This window comes from Pseudoalteromonas rubra (genome assembly GCF_000967655.1).
In the GTDB taxonomy this organism is placed as follows: domain Bacteria; phylum Pseudomonadota; class Gammaproteobacteria; order Enterobacterales; family Alteromonadaceae; genus Pseudoalteromonas; species Pseudoalteromonas rubra_A.
The window spans coordinates 47,297-64,278 of record NZ_JXYA01000027.1; the positions used below are offsets into that span (position 1 = coordinate 47,297).

Below are 16,982 nucleotides of genomic sequence, written 5' to 3' on the forward strand. Positions count from 1 at the left end.
ATCCTTAAATAATGAAGTACATATAACCGCAGAATGCACCAAGGAGCAGTCCGCCTTCAACACGGTTGATCTGGCGACGGCCTTTCAGGCTGACACTCATAAGTACCAGCGCAGCGGTTGCGCCCAGCATGACATAGATGTCGCGGCTGGCGATGTTGCTGTCCAGCGTTGCAGGATTGAGGATCCCGGCAATAGACAACACCGCCAGAATATTAAAGATGTTCGAACCAATAATATTGCCCAGCACCAGATCGTCTTCATTTTTAAGTACACCTGCCACACACGCAGCAAGCTCAGGCAAGCTGGTGCCGATAGCGATGATTGTCAGGCCGATGAGCAGATCACTCATGCCAAAGTATTTTGCAATGTCGACGGCTGCGTCGACCAGGTAATCGGCACTCACGGGCAATAAAATCATCCCCACAACCAGCCAGAATAGGGCTTTGCTCATTGGGACATCACTAGGGACTTCATCACAGGCTTCTGAAATGAGCGGATCGTCCTGGTCGGTTTTACCGGTTTTTGAGATATAGATTAGGCCACCGATAAACACAAAAAAGCCAATTAACAGTAGCCAACCTTCCAGCGCGCTAAACTGGTTGTCGCTGATGATCAACCAGGCTGCCAGCGACACAACGACCAGCAGTGGCATTTCGCGTTTTAAAATGCCTGAGCCGACGCCGAGCGGCCGCAATAGTGCGGTGATGCCAAGTACCATCAAAATGTTAGCAATGTTTGAGCCTACGGCATTGCCAACGGCAGTGTCTGTTTTGTCAACCAGCGCGGCTTGCGCGGCGACCATCATTTCAGGTGCTGAGGAGCCCATTGCAACGATAGTCAAACCCACAATTAACGTTGGTACCCCAAGGTTTTTAGCTAGTGCCGCCGCGCCGTACACGAAGCGGTCGGCACTCCAAACCAGGGCAATGAATCCAAGAATGAGTATGACAAACGATAAAACCATGAAGTCTAAGCCAAGTTACTAAATTCAATGGCGCAGATAGTAACAAATAGCGCATCAAATGTATAAATAAAGTCATCGTTTTTGGAAGGGGTATAGAGGATAAGCAAGCGTGCATTTCGCACAACAAATATGGCGAATGAATTACAAAATTTTACCATTAAGGGTTTTCCATATCACGGCAAAACAACGTATTATTCCACAATTGAAAAAGTATGATGTGGAGAGCGACTTGACGCAGTCAATAGTTGAAGTCAGGGATTTGACCTTTTCTCGTGGTGAAAGGACAATCTACAAAAATATGAGTTTCTCCGTTCCCAAAGGGAAAATTACGGCCATCATGGGGCCCAGTGGTATTGGTAAAACCACCATGTTGCGGCTGATCGGTGGTCAGCTTAAGCCGGATAGCGGTGAGATTCTCTTCTCTGGTGACAGCATTCCAGCTATGTCACGCCAGGCCTTATATCAGGCACGTAAGCGAATGAGCATGCTGTTCCAAAGTGGGGCCTTATTCACGGATATGTCAGTATTCGACAACATTGCGTTCCCGCTGCGTGAGCACACCAAACTGAGTGAAGAATTGATTCGCCTGGTGGTATTGATGAAGCTGCAAGCCGTTGGTCTGCGTGGCGCGCGGGATCTCATGCCGTCCGAGTTATCGGGCGGGATGGCACGTCGTGCGGCATTGGCCAGAGCCATTGCGCTCGACCCGGAACTGATCATGTATGACGAGCCGTTTGCAGGGCAAGATCCCATTTCAATGGGGGTTCTGGTGCGTCTGATTAAGTCACTCAATGAAGTGCTGGGATTGTCCTCCTTAATCGTGACGCATGATGTCACCGAAGTGCTCAGTATTGCTGATCATGTGGTGATCATTGCCGAACAAGGCGTGATTGGTAGCGGCACACCGGAGCAGATGCTGGCTCATGAATCCCCCTTGGTGCAGCAGTTTTTGCAAGGCCACTCAGATGGGCCGGTGCCGTTCCATTTTGATGCCGCACCTTATGAGGATGAGTTATTGGCAGGAGGAAGCCTTTGATGGATTTTTTACAGCAGTTAGGCCATAAGACGCTAAGCCGTTTTGCGTCGCTGGGCCGGGCAACCAGGATGTTACTGGGAGCGCTGTGCAGTATGCCTAATTTCAGAAAAGGCGGTCCTTTGTTGGTTCGTCAACTGTATATGGTGGGTCATCAGTCTTTGCTCATTATTATGGTATCTGGCTTGTTTATCGGCATGGTACTGGCGCTGCAGGGCTACACCGTACTGGTCGATTATGGCGCAGAAGACAGTCTGGGGCCGCTGGTCGCGCTGAGCTTGTTACGTGAGCTTGGGCCTGTGGTAACCGCCTTATTGTTTGCCGGTCGGGCAGGTAGTGCGCTGACCGCGGAAATTGGTTTGATGAAGGCGACAGAGCAGCTGTCGAGCCTTGAAATGATGGCGATTGATCCATTAAAACGCGTCATTTCACCGCGCTTTTGGGCTGGTTTTATCAGTATGCCTTTGCTGGCGCTGATTTTCTCCGCCATTGCGATACTCGGTGCACACTTGGTTGGTGTTGACTGGCTGGGTGTTGATTCAGGCAGTTTCTGGTCCATTATGCAATCTCAGGTGTCGTTTGAGCAGGATATTGTCAATGGCCTGATTAAAAGTTTTGTATTTGCGCTGATCGTGACCTGGATTGCGCTATATAAAGGGTATGACTGTATCCCAACGTCCGAGGGGATCAGTAAAGCCACCACAGAAACGGTGGTTCATTCTTCTCTTGCTGTTCTGGGCTTCGACTTTGTTCTGACAGCAGTGATGTTTTCAAGTTAAGGGTTTGTAGAAACATGAATACACGGAAAATAGAAATACTTGTCGGCCTGTTCGTTGCGTTAGGCGTGGCCGCCTTTGTAATGCTGGCACTGAAAGTGGCCAATGCAGGGATCAGCGGAAATGGCGAAACCTACACCCTGGAGGCTAAGTTCGACAATATCGGTTCACTTAAAACCCGAGCGCCTATTAAAGTCGGTGGTGTTGTTATCGGCCGCGTTGAGGGGATCCGCATTCACCCTCAAGAGTTCGTGCCGGTTGTCAGCATGAGCATCGACAGTCACTATGAATGTCAGTTCTCAGATACCACCTCGGTCTCTATCCTGACGTCAGGCATTCTGGGTGAGCAATATCTGGGTATTTCTCCGGTGATTGCGTCAAAGTCTGCCAAGCAAAACTGTCTGGGGCAAGAAGTGGTGAGTAATGATGAGCTTGATCTGGGTGAGCTATTTGGCGTTGAAAGCGCGGCACTCAAAGATGGTGACATGATCACTGATACTAAGTCGGCTCTGGTTCTGGAAGAACTGATTGGCCAATTCCTGTTTAATCAAAGTAGTGAGTAATACCATGATGGCGAAAGTTTTGGGTTTCTTCGCAAGTGTTTTTCTGATTGTACTTGCCAGCACTGTGTCTGCCAGTGAAGTGGACATGACCAACCCTTACACTATGGTGCAACAAGTTGCAGATAACACCTTTAAACGTGTGACCAAAGATCAGAAAATGATCGCGCAGGACAAAGAGCATCTGCGGGTGATCGTTGAAGAAGAGCTGCTGCCGTATATTGATTATAAATATGCCGCCTATCGTGTGCTGGGCAGCCATATTCAGAAAGTCCGTAATATTGAAGACAAAGAAGAAAAGCGTCAGGCCATTGAGCACATTCGCACTTTTATTGATGTCTTTAAGTCTTACCTGGTTGCAACCTATGCTGGTGTGTTCACGCAGTACACCGATCAGACCGTTGAGTTTGAACCGGCGCGTGATGCCGATGGTGACAAAATCGCCATAGTCAAAACCAAGATTGTCGAAGCGGGTAAACCGGATATCAAGATCGATTTTAAAGTGCGCCGCGACAGCAATGGCGAGTGGCGAGCTTTTGACATGATGGCAGAAGGGATCAGCTTGCTCGATGCCAAACAATCTGAGCTGCACGGTATTTTACGTCAGCAGGGGATTGAACGTGTGATTGAGTTATTGGACAAGAAAAGCAAACTGCCAGTGCAGTTTCGAGGTGACGACGGCAATGCCTAATTTGCAACTTACCAAGCCTTCGGCCGACACTGTCACGGTCGTTGGCGAGCTCACACGAGATAGCCTGACAAATGAATCGCTTCTTAACCAGTTGCTAGAAAATGCGCAGTCAGTCCTGTATTTTGACCTTTCTGAGGTATCCAGGGTTGACACCGCGGGCTTAGCTTGGTTAATTCACTCTTTAGGCAAATTAAAACAGCAAGACGTCCGTCTTGAGTTAAAAAATGTGCCTGACCAGCTACAAAATCTGATGGCGCTGGGTCAGGTCAGTAACCTATTTGAGTGAGTCCAATGGAAACAAACCAAGTCGAAGCTTTACTACAAGAAGCGCTGAAACTTGACGAAGTCAAAGTTAAATCAGAAGGCAGTCATTACGAAGTCATCGCAGTAGGCGGCTGCTTTGAAGATTTGCGCCGGGTTAAGCGCGAGCAAATGGTCTATGCTCCGCTGATGGAAGTGATTAAAGATGGCACTATCCACGCCGTCAGCATTAAAGCCTTTACGCCAACTGAGTGGCAACGCGAGCGCAAATTTATCTTACCTCAATAATCTGGAGCCACAATGGATCAGTTTGTTATCCAAGGTGGCACCACTTTAAACGGTGAAGTCACTATTTCCGGGGCTAAAAATGCAGCCCTGCCAATTCTGTTTGCGGCGATTCTGGCCGATGGAAAAAGCACATTCAGTAATGTACCCAGACTCAGGGATATAGGGACTACAGAAGCCTTATTGCGCACTTTAGGTGCAGAGGTAAACTGGCGCGGTCAGCTGTTAGAGATCGATGGTGCCAAGGTCGATAAAGTACTGGCGCCTTACGAGCTGGTTAAGCAGATGCGTGCATCAGTGCTGGCGTTAGGGCCGCTGGTTGCGCGATTTGGTAAAGCGCAGGTGTCGTTGCCGGGAGGCTGTGCCATCGGTGCGCGTCCGGTTGACCTGCATATTGCCGGGCTTGAAAAAATGGGGGCAACCATCCGTGTCGAAAACGGCTACATTAATGCCCATGTTGAACAGGGTAAGCGCTTGCATGGCGCCGAAATCTTCATGGAAACCGTATCCGTTGGCGCAACCGAAAACCTCTTGATGGCGGCCACTTTGGCAGACGGTAAAACGGTGCTGGAAAACGCAGCGCGCGAGCCTGAAATCGTCAATCTGGCAGAGTGTCTGGTTGCCATGGGCGCAAAGATCTCGGGTGCCGGGTCCAGTCGTATTGAAATAGAAGGGGTTGAAGTTCTGCGTGGGTGTGAGCACAAGATCCTCCCGGACAGAATAGAAACCGGTACCTTTTTAGTCGCAGCAGCCATGAGCCAGGGTGAAGTCTTGTGTAAAAACACAGACTATCATAGCCTTGAGCCGGTATTAGACAAGCTGCGCGATGCCAATGCCCTGGTAGAGGTAGCGCAGGACAGCATTTTTGTCAGTATGCGTGGCCGTGAGCTTCAGGGCGTTAACATTAAAACCATGCCGCATCCTGGTTTTCCGACCGATATGCAGGCGCAGTTTACGGCACTGAATGTGGTGGCCAATGGTAGCGCGACCATTACCGAAACGATTTTTGAAAATCGCTTTATGCACGTGCCTGAGTTGCAGCGTATGGGGGCTAATATTCGTCTTGAGGGCAACACGGCCTACTGTGGCGAAACCGAGTTCTTATCTGGTGCTCAGGTGATGGCAACCGACTTACGGGCATCGGCCAGTCTGATCTTAACCGGTATTGTCGCCAGTGGTGAGACGGTGGTTGATCGCATTTACCATGTTGACCGGGGTTATCAGCGTATTGAGGATAAGCTCAGTAAGCTGGGCGCGAAGATTAAGCGCCGCCACAATTAAAAAATGACAACAAATAAAAAAGCGAGCTAAGCTCGCTTTTTTATTGCTTCAATTTCTTGCCAGATTAATAAATCGGCGTCTCCAGCTCAGCCACTTCCACCATAAAGGTCAGATGGCGATCGCCCCGGTAGACTTCAAACTCCAGTTGGGTTCCCGGTGCCGTGTTGCCTATCTTACGCAGGGTCTGCTGTGGATTCTTAACGGGTTCACCAGCTACTTTAGTGACTATGTCATTTTCCTTCATGCCAGCTTGCCAGGCCGGACCCAGTGGGTCGAGATCGCTAATCCGTAAACCGACAATGGTGGTGTACACATTGGTGACTTCCTGCCCGGTATTGTCGACCGGAGTGCCTCTGAATCCCAGATAGCCGCGGATCACCCGGCCATCTTTGATCAGCTTGGCCATCACGTCTTTGGCCAGAGAGTAGGGCACGGCAAACGAAATGCCCTGAATATCAATATTGTATCGGGCTCTGAATTGGGCCGATGTAATCCCCACCAGATCGCCATTGGAGTTCACCAATGCGCCGCCTGAGTTGCCCATGTTCACCGCAGCGTCCATTTGCAGCAGGCTATTATACTGGCTGTCTGTCAGGGTTTGCTTGCCAGTGGCACTGATGATCCCCTGAGTGATGGTTTGTCCCAGGTTCAGCGGGTTGCCGATGGCCAGCACCACATCGCCCACCTGTGGGCTAAAGGTATCGTCAACCGGGATCACGGGGAGGTGTTCAGCCTTGATCTTTAACAGCGCCAGATCGGTGATGGTGTCATATCCCACCAACTGTACTTCGTTAAATAACCTTCCATCCGGCAGTAGCACAATGATTTGGTCGGCATTATTAACGACATGATAGTTTGTCAGGATATAGCCTTCACGGCTCATGATCACACCGGAACCCAGCTCCTGAACCGTATTTTGTCGTTTAAATCTCGGTTGATTGCTAAAGCTTTCTGAAAAAATCGACACCACAGCCGGGGCCGCGCGGTTAACGCCAGACGCAAAGCTCATATGCTGAGCGGTGTAATGGCTTTTCAGTTCGAGGCGCAGGGCATTCTGACGCAACTCGGGTGTGAACCAGATAATAATCAATGCCAGGCCTAAGCCAATAAAGACTGGCGGGATAATGAGCTTGAGTAATTTAAACACGGTTATTTTTGTCTAGTTATCGGTGTAGAGCGTAATGATGGCATAATTGATACCAATCTGCATTAATGCACGACTCAAAGAAGTGGTTAGATATAAAAACACAGCGACCATAGCCGCTGTGTTTTTGTTTGCTCAAATTAAATCAGATGCGTGTTGTGGGTTACTGAATGAGATAAAACACCGAGTCGCGCCCGCGTTTAATACCCAGCACAATATTACCCTGAATGTCGTCAATCAGGCGCTTCATGTCTCGCACCGAGGCAACACGCTGACGGTTGACCTGCATAATGACATCCCCTTCTTGCAAACCAACTCGGGCAGCGGGTGAGCGCTCTTCTACAGAGACGACCACAATGCCCTGATTGCCATTACGCTCGCCGCTCTCAAGTGCCGCGCCTTGCAGGCTAGGGTGAATGCGATCGGCTTCGGCGCGCTGCTCGCTCTGACCTTTTAATTCGACATTTAGCGTACGCGTGTCTCCGTCGCGATAAATCTCGATTTTGACTTTTTTGCCTTCGCCCAGCGTTGCTATCTTGCCGCGTAATTCCTCAAAGCTCTCTATTTTGTCGCCATTGAGCGCGATGATCACGTCATTCGCTTTAATACCGGCTTCATCGGCGGCTGAGTCTTTAACCACTTCCTGTACAAAGGCACCTTGCTTAACATCAAAGCCTTGTGCTTTGGCCAGGCCTGCATCAAGCGTTCGACCCCGGATCCCCAGTGAGCCACGACGTACCTGACCGTATTCAACAATCTGGTCGACCAGGTTTTTCATCATGTTTGAGGGAATGGCAAATCCGATCCCGACGTTGCCGCCCGAAGCACCGAGGATAGCGGTATTGATCCCGATAAGTTCACCGCGCAAGTTGACCAGTGCGCCACCTGAGTTACCCTGGTTAATGGCGGCATCGGTCTGGATAAAGTCTTCATATCCCTCAATGTTGAGACCACTGCGGCCCAGCGCACTGACAATCCCTGAGGTCACAGTGTGGCTCAGGCCAAATGGGTTACCTATGGCGACTGAGAAGTCCCCCACTCTGAGCTGATCGGAGTCAGCCAATTTCACGGCAGTGAGATCTTCGCCCTCGATTTGCAGTAACGCGATGTCGGATTCTTTGTCTGCACCAACCAGCTCTGCTTTAAACTCCCGGCCATCTTTTAAGGTGACCACGATATTGTCTGCCTCGTCGATAACATGGTTGTTGGTGACCACGTACCCTTCGTCTGCATCAATGATGACACCAGACCCTAAGCCACTGAAAGGGCGTTTCTGAGAGCGTGGGGCAGGGTTACCAAAAAAGAAATCAAATGGATCAACGCGTCGGCGTACTTCTTTTGCGCCCGAGACCTGAATACTGACCACCCCGGGGGTGACCTTTTCCAGCATCGGAGCCAGGGTGGGCAGCTGCTGGCCATCCACGGCAACAGGCAAGCGCGCATGGCTGGTTTCGGGTAATAAGAATAAGCTTGAAGAAAGTAGCGCTGCGGTAAGTAATGATAATTTCAGTTTCATAGTCGTGGAATTCTCCTGGAAACAGCGTTAGTCCGTTGGGCGACGCGCGTTCGCGCATCACCCATTATTCAATTGCTATTTCTACAGACTATGGGGTCAAAAAAAAGTTCATCAAGAGGCTTTTAATTGCTCATTTTGTGACCCTTCTCCTTTGAACAGGCCGCTTTCTCCCTCAACGTAATCACTTGGTGGTGCGTCGTGGGTGTGCTCACTGGCGCGGCGCTTTTCATCACGCATGTGCAGTGAAGCATGTAGCTGTTCAGTGGTTTCTTTAGAGAAGAAAGGCTCACTTGGCAGTGGTTTGTCCTGGCTGAGGAGCTGTTTGCCCTCTTCAAAGTGGCGGTTCAGCAGGGTGTAGTTTTCCTCCAGCTTAGCCATCAGTTTTTTGCTGTCTGCCAGATGATCACTGACATCCTGGCGATATTGTTCTAATGCATGCTGCGCTTCTTGCGCTTGTTGTTCCAGCTCATCATGCTTGAAGCGTTTTTTAGTCAGTAATGTGCCTGCAAAGAAGGCAGCGATTGCGACTATTACAAGGATCCCGAACCACGCGATTGTTGTCATAAAGTACTCCTGTTGATGGTGTCACCTGATGGCACACCGAATGCAAAAAAATAATCGACTTCGATAGCTTAAATATACGCTGAGTTTCGATGCGTGTTAATATAGCGGGTAAATAAAACTGCTCTTCGACAATAAAAAAGATGATGACGCCCTGGGAAAAGTACCAACAAGACTTACAGCGTGATGATTTTCACTATGACAGCGCACAGGAAAATGCCGTCAGGCACCTGCAAAGATTGTATGACGACCTGGTCAACCAAGTGCCGGTCAAAAAAAGCCTGCTGGGTAGCCTGTTTGGCCTGAAGAAAACACCTCAGCCCAAAGTCAAAGGGCTCTATTTCTGGGGTGGGGTCGGGCGTGGTAAAACCTATCTGGTTGATACGTTTTATGAGGCTTTACCGACGGAGCGTAAAATGCGGGTGCATTTCCACCGTTTTATGCACCGTGTGCACGATGAGCTAAAAAAACTCAAAGAAGTGAAAAACCCGCTGGAAGTGGTTGCGGATATTTTTAAGGCTGAGACGGATATCATCTGTTTCGACGAGTTCTTTGTCCAGGACATTACCGACGCCATGCTGCTGGGCGGTTTGATGGAAGCTTTATTTGAACGTGGCATTGTGCTGGTCGCCACGTCCAATATCATACCGGACGAGCTCTATCGCAATGGTTTGCAGCGCGCGCGCTTTTTACCGGCCATTGCACTGGTGAATGAAAACACCGAGGTGGTCAATGTGGATTCAGGGATCGACTATCGTCTGCGTACCTTAGAGCAGGCCGAGATCTTTCATAGTCCACTGGGCAAAGCAGCCGACGATAACCTGTTTGAGTACTTCGATAAATTGTCGCCTGAACCAGGCAAACTGGACGAGCCGATAGAGATTGAAGGGCGTCTGATCCAGACCCGTAAAGTGTCTGATTGCATTGTGATGTTCGATTTTGGTGCGCTGTGCGAAACGGCGCGCTCTCAGGTGGATTATATGGAGATCAGTCGCCTGTATAACACCGTTATCTTGTCTGATGTTAAACAGATGGGGCAGAACAACGATGATGCGGCAAGGCGTTTTATTGCGCTGGTGGATGAATTCTATGAGCGCAACGTGACGCTGATTATTTCTGCTGAGGCGCCCATCACGGAACTCTATACCGACGGTACACTGAACTTTGAGTTTAAGCGTTGCATCAGCCGTTTACAGGAAATGCAATCACTGGAGTATCTCGCCCGTGAGCACCTTGCATAATGCGTGCATAATGCGTACATAATGTATGCATAACCCATGCATTGTGCCTTAAAACTGGCAATTCACACCTATTTCAGAGAATGGCATGTTTTTTGTGGAAAAAACAGCCATCCCCTAGCATCGTGGCAAAACCCTTGCTATAATCCGCGGCCTGCCACGTTGCGTTACTATTGCCCTCGTCGGCTTAGCCACTGACTTGAGCGGCAAAAAAGTCTTAAACTCGAAGGGGTTAAAGCACCAAAAAGTAGAGCGGTAGTCATTCGGACTACCTGTGGTTTTAACTGAAAACTTTGGATTTTTATAATGAAAACGTTTGTTGCTAAACCAGAAACTGTAAAACGTGACTGGTACGTAGTTGACGCTGAAGGTAAAACTTTAGGTCGCATTGCTACTGAAATCGCTTCTCGCCTACGCGGTAAGCATAAAGCTGAGTACACTCCACATGTTGACACTGGTGATTACATCATCGTTATCAACGCTGAGAAAGTTACTGTAACTGGTAACAAAGCTCAGGACAAAATGTACTATGCACACTCTGGTTACCCAGGTGGCCTTAAATCTGTAAACTTCGAAAAACTTCAAGCTAAAAAGCCTGAAATGATCATCGAAAAAGCAGTTAAAGGCATGTTACCTCGCGGTCCTCTGGGTCGTGAAATGTTCCGTAAACTGAAAGTTTACGCTGGTAACGAGCATAACCACGCGGCTCAACAGCCTCAGGTTCTAGACATTTAAGGAGCACTACTCATGGCAAATCAATACTACGGTACAGGTCGTCGTAAAAGTTCAAGTGCTCGCGTATTCCTACGCCCAGGCACTGGCAACATCGTAATTAATCAGCGTTCTATCGAAGAGTACTTCGGTCGTGAAACTTCTCGCATGGTTGTTCGTCAGCCGCTTGAGCTAGTTGAAATGACAGAAAAGTTTGACCTATACATCACTGTTGCAGGTGGTGGTTCAACTGGTCAAGCTGGTGCTATCCGTCACGGTATCACTCGTGCACTAATGGAGTTTGACGAGTCACTACGTCCAACTCTGCGTAAAGCTGGCTTTGTTACTCGCGATGCTCGTCAAGTTGAGCGTAAGAAAGTTGGTCTTAAGAAAGCACGTAAGAAGACTCAGTTCTCAAAACGTTAATTTATTACGTTTCAGAATTGCAAAACCCAGCCTCGTGCTGGGTTTTTTGTGTCTGGCAATATGCAAAACAGCACACTTTTCACTGTCTATTTTTTTCCTCGCTCCCTGAACCAACCCCTCGACCAGATTTATGGTCAAAAAAGTTCAATAATTATAATAATTAGTCGAGTTCGGACGATATCTCAGCGCATTTTTTTGCTACAATTGCGGGGCAAGTAATGAGTCGCGAAAACACTGGTTAAATTTTGATAGCTCGCCTGCAGGGCTTGATCTTAGTCAGTGAAAGGTCGCGTATGACGTTTTATCATAGTAAATCGGCTGCATGCTCGAAGTAACCAATCCCCTAATATTCGTGGGTTTATTCGGGCATGGTGCTGGAATAACCTTGTTTTAATCAAGGGATTTATTTATGATCGCGTCTATTTTGTAGTTTCTTAAAATTAACCTGCTGTAACTGATGTTCTCAATATAGCAAGTGTTGAGAATCATAGTGGAGATAAGTGGATGAGCAATGCGCCTGTAGACAACAGCCGACGTCGCTTCTTAACTATCGCAACCTCTGTCGTAGGTGGCGCTGGTGCGGTTGGAGCTGCTGTTCCTTTTATTGCGTCTTGGAATCCGAGTGAGCGAGCTAAATCTGCAGGTGCGCCTGTAGAAGTAGATATCAGCAAGCTTGAGCCTGGACAATTGATTCGTGTTGAGTGGCGAGGCAAACCTGTATGGGTTGTGTATCGTACGCCTGCGATGTTGGATGAAATGAAAAAACACGAAGCTAACCTTCGTGATCCTAACTCAGAAGAGCCACAACAGCTCGACTCTGCCAAAAACCCTCACCGTTCTAAGCGTCCTGAGATTTTTGTCGCAGTCGGTATTTGTACTCACTTAGGTTGTTCTCCGTCATTCCTCAATGGTGGTTTTGGTGAAAAGGTTGAAGGTACTGAACATGGTTTCTTCTGTCCTTGTCACGGTTCTAAGTTCGATATGGCCGGCCGGGTATTCCAGGCTGTACCAGCTCCGTTGAACCTGGAGATCCCGCCGTATACCTTTATTGACGACACTACCATTTTGGTAGGTGAAGAAGAAGGGGTTGCATAATGACTGCGAAGGTTGATAAGCCAGGCGCAATCGGCGCTGTGATAAACTGGATTGACGATCGTATTCCTATGACACGTGTCTGGAATATGCATATCGCGCAATACCCAGCACCTAAAAACTTTAACTTCTGGTACCTGTTTGGCTCGCTGGCCATTTTGGTACTGGTTAACCAGATCCTGACCGGTATCTGGCTGACAATGAACTATGTTCCTTCAGGCGAAGGCGCATTTGCTTCAATTGAATACATCATGCGTGATGTAGAGTACGGTTGGTTACTTCGTTATTTGCATTCGACCGGTGCGTCGGCATTCTTCATAGTGGTTTATTTGCACATGTTCCGTGGCATGATCTACGGCTCTTATCAGAAGCCGCGTGAATTGCTGTGGGTATTCGGTATGCTGATCTTCCTGGCACTGATGGCTGAAGCTTTCATGGGTTACTTACTACCTTGGGGTCAGATGTCATTCTGGGGTGCACAGGTAATCATTTCACTGTTTGGTGCAATCCCGGTGATTGGTGATGACCTGACACTGTGGATCCGTGGTGACTACGTAATCTCAGGCGCAACCCTGAACCGATTCTTTGCATTGCACGTAATCGCATTACCACTGGTACTGGTTATTCTGGTATTTCTACACATTGTTGCGCTACACGAAGTGGGTTCTAACAACCCAGACGGTATCGACATTAAACGTAAAAAAGGCACTGTTGCTGAAGAAGACAAGCCTAAATTCAAGTTCCATGAGTACTACACGAGTAAGAAAGACATCGTTGATGCGATCCCTTTCCACCCGTATTACACCGTTAAAGATATTCTGGGTGTTGCTGGCTTCTTAATCCTGTTCTGCTGGGTGGTATTCTTTATGCCTGAAATGAACGGTTTCTTCTTAGAAGCGCCTAACTTTGAAGCGGCTAACCCGCTGAAAACACCAGAGCATATCTTCCCAGTTTGGTACTTCACGCCTTTCTACGCCATTCTGCGTGCGATTCCTGACAAGCTGTTAGGGGTTATCGCCATGGGTGTGTCTATCGTGATGCTGGCATTACTGCCTTGGTTAGACCGTGGTAAGGTTCGTTCAATCCGCTACCGTAGTGGTATCCACAAGCTGAACATTGCTCAGTTCGTTGTTACCTTCTTCATCCTGGGTTGGGCTGGTGCAACACCACAAACTGTGACTTCAACAATCCTGTCACAGATTTGTACGGTAACCTACTTCATGTTCTTCGTACTGCTGTTTGTGTACTCGAAGAATGAAACTACTAAGCCATTGCCAACGAGGTTGACGAAATGATGAAAAAGCTACTAATTGGTTTATTCGCATTGCTGCCTACCTTTGCAATGGCAGCGGGTCCGTCGGTTCCACTACTGGAAGCGAACAACGACCTGACTGACAATGCGTCATTGCAGCGCGGTGCTAAGTTGTTCATGAACTACTGTCTGGGTTGTCACCAGATGCAGTATCAACGTTATGAGCGTACTTTCCGTGATATCGGTATTCCGGTTGAAATTGGTAAAGAAACCCTGATTTTTGATGATTCAAAAGTCGGTGGTCATATCCTTAACGCCATGGATACTGATGATGCTGCAAAATGGTTTGGTGCTGCGCCACCTGATCTGACTTTGGTTGCACGTGTACGTGGCGCTGACTGGGTATATACTTACCTGAAGTCGTTCTACGTAGACGAAAGCCGTCCGTTTGGTGTAAACAACTCAGTGTTCCCACTGGTTGGTATGCCACACGTACTGCAGGAGCTACAAGGTGTGCCCACTGCTGAATTTGAAGAAGTGGAAGAGCACGGCGTAAAAGTTCAGAAAGTGAAAAGCATTACAACAGACGGCTCGGGTGAGCTAAGTGCGGATGAATATGATCAGGCAGTTCGCGACCTGACTAACTTCCTGGCTTATGTTGGTGAACCTTCACGCCTGCAATCAGAAGCTCTGGGTATTAAGGTACTTGGCTTCCTGGTTATCTTCTTCATTCTGGCATTCCTGCTGAAGAAAGAATACTGGAGAGATGTCCATTAATCTGGACACTTACCAGCAATTGATGCAATAGGGGCTTTAGCCCCTATTGCTGTTTTTATCGATTTTATTACATAAAATTGGTATTAAAGTGATGTTATTACTTTGTCATTAATTTATGGAGGTAGGCATGGCCGTTGCTGCCAATAAGCGCCCTGTTATGACTCTTTTCTCCGGTGCAAACTGTATGTACAGCCATCAGGTTCGTATCGTATTGGCCGAGAAAGGGGTAAGTGTCGATATTCATCTGGCTGAAAAGGACAACTTGCCAGAGGCACTGCATGAGATTAACCCTTATGGTACAGTTCCCACTCTGATCGACAGAGAGCTTGGTCTGTATCAGGCAAATATCATAATGGAATACCTAGATGAGCGTTTTCCTCATCCTCCATTAATGCCTGTCTACCCTGTTATGCGTGGTCGCAGCCGTTTGATGATGCACCGTATCGAAACTGACTGGTACAGCCTGGCAGAAAAAATCACCCAAGGTGGTGGTGATGCCGAGCAGGCACGCAAAGAGCTGACAGAAGCGCTACTTGCGATTGCCCCTATTTTCAGTGAAGCACCTTACTTCATGAGTGAAGAGTTCAGCCTGGTTGATTGCTACCTGGCTCCACTATTGTGGCGTTTGCCGCAACTTGGCATTGATTTGTCAGGTGCCGGTGCAAAAGAGCTCAAAGAATACATGCTGCGTTTGTTTGAGCGCGATTCATTCCAGGCTTCACTGACTGAAGCCGAGCGTGAGATCCGCAGCTAATGACTTCGAATCGCCCCTACCTATTACGTGCTTTCTACGACTGGATTGTAGATAACCAGTGCACACCACATATTGTGGTCGATGCTGAGTATCCGGCAGTTGAAGTGCCACGTCAGTTTGTTCAGCAGGGGCAGATTGTGCTGAATGTGAGTCCTTCAGCAGCTGCTAACTTTTTAATGGACAATGACGCACTGAGCTTCAATGCGCGTTTCTCTGGTCAGCCCATGCAGGTTTATGTTCCCATTGGTGCTGTACTGGCGATTTATGCGCGTGAAAATGGTGAAGGTACAATTTTCTCTGAGTCGGACCATCCACAGGATGATGAACACTTAGAAGAGCCTGCTCAGACTGAGGTGACAGAGGAACCTGCTGAAGCCCCTTCAGCAGACAAAGAAACGCCTGAAAAAGCGAAGAAAGCCTCTCACCTGAGAGTGATAAAGTAGCACGTCAGACAACAAAAAAACCTGCCTTCTGGCAGGTTTTTTTATATCTCTTTATTAGCGATTACAAGATTTCGAAGGCTTTAACGACTTTCAGCACGCCGTGTACATTGCGGGCAATATCAACCGCTCGTTCTGCCTCATCCTGATTGACCAGGCCCATCAGAAAGACCTCGCTGTTCTCTGTGACCACCTTAATATTGCCACCATCAATGTGGTCATCGGCAATCAACTTGGTTTTGACTTTGGTGGTCAGCCAGCTGTCGTTAGTTTGTGTGGTAATGCCGATATTGCTGCCGATCCGCAGCTGGTTATAAATACGTTTAATGCCCTGTACGCCCTTGAGGGTGTTGTGAGCTTGTTGTTTCATTTCGACGGTACTGACCTGGCCGACCATCAGTACGTGGCCGTTGACACTGACCAGGCTGATATTGGCGTGATTGGCCAGCGCGGGAATACGTTTGAGTGCCAGTGTGCCTTTGATTTCGATATTGTTATCGTCAATTTGCGAGCCTAAAGTCCGTCTGTCATTGGCCGAGGTAACTGCACCAGCAGTCCCGGCAACCACAGCTGCGGCACAGCCCTGGATCAGTAATACGGAGCAAAGTATCAGTGCAGGTCGTTTTAACATCTTTTATGCGTCCTGTGGAAAGAGAATATTGTCGATAAGCTGGCTCAGGCAGTGTACGGTAAACAGGTGGGTTTCCAGAATGCGACTGGCCCGTTTGCTGGGCACGCGTATCTCTACGTCATTCGGGCCCAGCAAGCCTGTCAGTTCGCCACCATCGTCACCAATCAATGCAATGACATTGAGATCACTGGTCAGCGCTGCTTCAACCGCACTGATCACACTCTTTTCGTGTCCGTCGATGGCCACAACAAAGAGCAAGTCATTTTGATTGGAGATGGCGCGTACCTGACGGGCGAAGTAATCTGCACCCTGGCTTTCGTCGCCATTGCTGAGGTTGATCTGCGTCTGGCTCAGGGTGAGCGCAGGCAGGCAAGGGCGCTCTGTTTCAAAGTAGTTCACCAGCAGGTTACTGAAATGCTCTGCAATCATATGGCAGCTAGGCACACCGCAGCAGATCAGTTTATTGCCGTTGATCAGACATTGCGCAATGGCATAAGCCGTCGACTCCAAGACCTCAGGCAGTGCTTCACCTGCGGCAATTTGTGCTTGAATACTTTCGGTAAAGATCTCTTTTATTGATTCTTGCATA

At 48.5% G+C, this 16,982-nt stretch carries 21 protein-coding genes; 15 read left to right on the forward strand and 6 right to left on the reverse strand.

What is annotated here, in order from left to right:
• Window positions 1–4: 4 nt before the first annotated feature.
• Window positions 5–964, reverse strand: a complete 960-nt coding sequence (locus TW77_RS12530) for a calcium/sodium antiporter (RefSeq protein ID WP_046005323.1) — start codon at window positions 962–964, stop codon at window positions 5–7.
• Between the two features lie 229 nt (window positions 965–1,193).
• Here TW77_RS12530 and TW77_RS12535 point away from each other — a divergent pair, with 229 nt between their 5' ends.
• From TW77_RS12535 to murA, 7 genes are read left to right on the forward strand one after another with little or no spacing between them, the layout of a single operon-like run.
• Window positions 1,194–2,000 (forward strand): ATP-binding cassette domain-containing protein, encoded by an 807-nt coding sequence (locus TW77_RS12535; protein WP_125716832.1) that lies wholly within the window; start codon window positions 1,194–1,196, stop codon window positions 1,998–2,000.
• Complete coding sequence (mlaE, locus tag TW77_RS12540) at window positions 1,997–2,776, forward strand: lipid asymmetry maintenance ABC transporter permease subunit MlaE (protein ID WP_046005325.1); 780 nt, start codon at window positions 1,997–1,999, stop codon at window positions 2,774–2,776. The genes TW77_RS12535 and mlaE overlap by 4 nt, the downstream gene beginning before the upstream one ends.
• Window positions 2,777–2,790: 14 nt before the next feature.
• Window positions 2,791–3,336: an outer membrane lipid asymmetry maintenance protein MlaD gene (gene mlaD, locus TW77_RS12545; RefSeq protein ID WP_046005326.1), complete on the forward strand. Its 546-nt coding sequence runs from the start codon at window positions 2,791–2,793 to the stop codon at window positions 3,334–3,336.
• Between the two features lie 4 nt (window positions 3,337–3,340).
• Window positions 3,341–4,024: an MlaC/ttg2D family ABC transporter substrate-binding protein gene (locus tag TW77_RS12550; protein WP_046005327.1), complete on the forward strand. Its 684-nt coding sequence runs from the start codon at window positions 3,341–3,343 to the stop codon at window positions 4,022–4,024.
• Window positions 4,017–4,310 (forward strand): STAS domain-containing protein, encoded by a 294-nt coding sequence (locus tag TW77_RS12555; protein ID WP_046005328.1) that lies wholly within the window; start codon window positions 4,017–4,019, stop codon window positions 4,308–4,310. Before TW77_RS12550 ends, TW77_RS12555 begins: the two co-directional genes overlap by 8 nt.
• 5 nt (window positions 4,311–4,315) lie before the next feature.
• On the forward strand, window positions 4,316–4,573 hold the full coding sequence (locus tag TW77_RS12560; protein WP_046005329.1) for a BolA family protein: 258 nt from the start codon (window positions 4,316–4,318) through the stop codon (window positions 4,571–4,573).
• A 12-nt stretch (window positions 4,574–4,585) separates the two neighbouring features.
• Window positions 4,586–5,851 carry a UDP-N-acetylglucosamine 1-carboxyvinyltransferase gene (gene murA, locus TW77_RS12565; RefSeq protein ID WP_046005330.1) on the forward strand — a complete coding sequence of 422 codons (1,266 nt, stop codon included), beginning with the start codon at window positions 4,586–4,588 and terminating at the stop codon, window positions 5,849–5,851.
• 64 nt (window positions 5,852–5,915) lie between these two features.
• On the opposite strand, the gene TW77_RS12570 is transcribed toward murA, so the two are convergent.
• The 3 genes from TW77_RS12570 to TW77_RS12580 all read right to left on the reverse strand — a co-directional run bounded on the left by TW77_RS12570 (window position 5,916) and on the right by TW77_RS12580 (window position 9,075).
• A complete protein-coding gene (locus tag TW77_RS12570) occupies window positions 5,916–6,998 on the reverse strand; it encodes a trypsin-like peptidase domain-containing protein (protein WP_046005331.1) in 1,083 nt (360 codons plus the stop codon).
• Window positions 6,999–7,158: 160 nt separating this feature from the next.
• Window positions 7,159–8,511: a DegQ family serine endoprotease gene (locus tag TW77_RS12575; protein ID WP_046005332.1), complete on the reverse strand. Its 1,353-nt coding sequence runs from the start codon at window positions 8,509–8,511 to the stop codon at window positions 7,159–7,161.
• A 111-nt stretch (window positions 8,512–8,622) separates the two neighbouring features.
• Window positions 8,623–9,075, reverse strand: a complete 453-nt coding sequence (locus TW77_RS12580) for a YhcB family protein (protein ID WP_046005333.1) — start codon at window positions 9,073–9,075, stop codon at window positions 8,623–8,625.
• Between the two features lie 143 nt (window positions 9,076–9,218).
• On the opposite strand from TW77_RS12580, the gene zapE reads away from it, so the two are divergent.
• The 8 genes from zapE (at window position 9,219) to TW77_RS12620 (ending at window position 15,765) form a co-directional block, all read left to right on the forward strand.
• Window positions 9,219–10,313 (forward strand): cell division protein ZapE, encoded by a 1,095-nt coding sequence (zapE, locus tag TW77_RS12585; protein ID WP_046005334.1) that lies wholly within the window; start codon window positions 9,219–9,221, stop codon window positions 10,311–10,313.
• A 303-nt stretch (window positions 10,314–10,616) separates the two neighbouring features.
• Window positions 10,617–11,045: a 50S ribosomal protein L13 gene (gene rplM, locus TW77_RS12590; RefSeq protein WP_010386604.1), complete on the forward strand. Its 429-nt coding sequence runs from the start codon at window positions 10,617–10,619 to the stop codon at window positions 11,043–11,045.
• Window positions 11,046–11,057: 12 nt separating this feature from the next.
• On the forward strand, window positions 11,058–11,447 hold the full coding sequence (gene rpsI / locus TW77_RS12595) for a 30S ribosomal protein S9 (RefSeq protein ID WP_046005335.1): 390 nt from the start codon (window positions 11,058–11,060) through the stop codon (window positions 11,445–11,447).
• A 504-nt stretch (window positions 11,448–11,951) separates the two neighbouring features.
• The gene (petA, locus tag TW77_RS12600) at window positions 11,952–12,542 is read left to right on the forward strand and encodes a ubiquinol-cytochrome c reductase iron-sulfur subunit (protein ID WP_046005336.1); all 591 of its coding nucleotides are present in this window, start codon (window positions 11,952–11,954) and stop codon (window positions 12,540–12,542) included.
• Window positions 12,542–13,834 (forward strand): cytochrome b, encoded by a 1,293-nt coding sequence (locus TW77_RS12605; RefSeq protein ID WP_046005337.1) that lies wholly within the window; start codon window positions 12,542–12,544, stop codon window positions 13,832–13,834. The genes petA and TW77_RS12605 overlap by 1 nt, the downstream gene beginning before the upstream one ends.
• Window positions 13,831–14,568 carry a cytochrome c1 gene (locus tag TW77_RS12610; protein ID WP_046005338.1) on the forward strand — a complete coding sequence of 246 codons (738 nt, stop codon included), beginning with the start codon at window positions 13,831–13,833 and terminating at the stop codon, window positions 14,566–14,568. Before TW77_RS12605 ends, TW77_RS12610 begins: the two co-directional genes overlap by 4 nt.
• 127 nt (window positions 14,569–14,695) lie before the next feature.
• Window positions 14,696–15,322, forward strand: coding sequence for a stringent starvation protein SspA (sspA, locus tag TW77_RS12615; RefSeq protein WP_046005339.1), 627 nt, complete (start codon window positions 14,696–14,698; stop codon window positions 15,320–15,322).
• On the forward strand, window positions 15,322–15,765 hold the full coding sequence (locus TW77_RS12620; protein ID WP_046005340.1) for a ClpXP protease specificity-enhancing factor: 444 nt from the start codon (window positions 15,322–15,324) through the stop codon (window positions 15,763–15,765). Before sspA ends, TW77_RS12620 begins: the two co-directional genes overlap by 1 nt.
• Window positions 15,766–15,826: 61 nt before the next feature.
• Here the strand turns inward: TW77_RS12620 and dolP are convergent, their stop codons facing one another.
• Window positions 15,827–16,393, reverse strand: coding sequence for a division/outer membrane stress-associated lipid-binding lipoprotein (dolP, locus tag TW77_RS12625; protein WP_046005341.1), 567 nt, complete (start codon window positions 16,391–16,393; stop codon window positions 15,827–15,829).
• A gap of 3 nt (window positions 16,394–16,396) precedes the next feature.
• A complete protein-coding gene (locus TW77_RS12630) occupies window positions 16,397–16,981 on the reverse strand; it encodes an SIS domain-containing protein (protein ID WP_046005342.1) in 585 nt (194 codons plus the stop codon).
• Window position 16,982 lies beyond the last annotated feature (1 nt).

Bases quoted from the DNA above. Each gene is read 5' to 3' on its own strand.
- TW77_RS12530 (WP_046005323.1), bottom strand. From the start codon at position 964: ATGGTTTTATCGTTTGTCATACTCATTCTTGGATTCATTGCCCTGGTT.
- mlaD (WP_046005326.1), top strand. From the start codon at position 2,791: ATGAATACACGGAAAATAGAAATACTTGTCGGCCTGTTCGTTGCGTTA.
- TW77_RS12550 (WP_046005327.1), top strand. From the start codon at position 3,341: ATGATGGCGAAAGTTTTGGGTTTCTTCGCAAGTGTTTTTCTGATTGTA.
- TW77_RS12555 (WP_046005328.1), top strand. From the start codon at position 4,017: ATGCCTAATTTGCAACTTACCAAGCCTTCGGCCGACACTGTCACGGTC.
- TW77_RS12560 (WP_046005329.1), top strand. From the start codon at position 4,316: ATGGAAACAAACCAAGTCGAAGCTTTACTACAAGAAGCGCTGAAACTT.
- murA (WP_046005330.1), top strand. From the start codon at position 4,586: ATGGATCAGTTTGTTATCCAAGGTGGCACCACTTTAAACGGTGAAGTC.
- TW77_RS12575 (WP_046005332.1), bottom strand. From the start codon at position 8,511: ATGAAACTGAAATTATCATTACTTACCGCAGCGCTACTTTCTTCAAGC.
- TW77_RS12580 (WP_046005333.1), bottom strand. From the start codon at position 9,075: ATGACAACAATCGCGTGGTTCGGGATCCTTGTAATAGTCGCAATCGCT.
- zapE (WP_046005334.1), top strand. From the start codon at position 9,219: ATGACGCCCTGGGAAAAGTACCAACAAGACTTACAGCGTGATGATTTT.
- rplM (WP_010386604.1), top strand. From the start codon at position 10,617: ATGAAAACGTTTGTTGCTAAACCAGAAACTGTAAAACGTGACTGGTAC.
- rpsI (WP_046005335.1), top strand. From the start codon at position 11,058: ATGGCAAATCAATACTACGGTACAGGTCGTCGTAAAAGTTCAAGTGCT.
- petA (WP_046005336.1), top strand. From the start codon at position 11,952: ATGAGCAATGCGCCTGTAGACAACAGCCGACGTCGCTTCTTAACTATC.
- TW77_RS12605 (WP_046005337.1), top strand. From the start codon at position 12,542: ATGACTGCGAAGGTTGATAAGCCAGGCGCAATCGGCGCTGTGATAAAC.
- TW77_RS12610 (WP_046005338.1), top strand. From the start codon at position 13,831: ATGATGAAAAAGCTACTAATTGGTTTATTCGCATTGCTGCCTACCTTT.
- sspA (WP_046005339.1), top strand. From the start codon at position 14,696: ATGGCCGTTGCTGCCAATAAGCGCCCTGTTATGACTCTTTTCTCCGGT.
- TW77_RS12620 (WP_046005340.1), top strand. From the start codon at position 15,322: ATGACTTCGAATCGCCCCTACCTATTACGTGCTTTCTACGACTGGATT.
- dolP (WP_046005341.1), bottom strand. From the start codon at position 16,393: ATGTTAAAACGACCTGCACTGATACTTTGCTCCGTATTACTGATCCAG.
- TW77_RS12630 (WP_046005342.1), bottom strand. From the start codon at position 16,981: ATGCAAGAATCAATAAAAGAGATCTTTACCGAAAGTATTCAAGCACAA.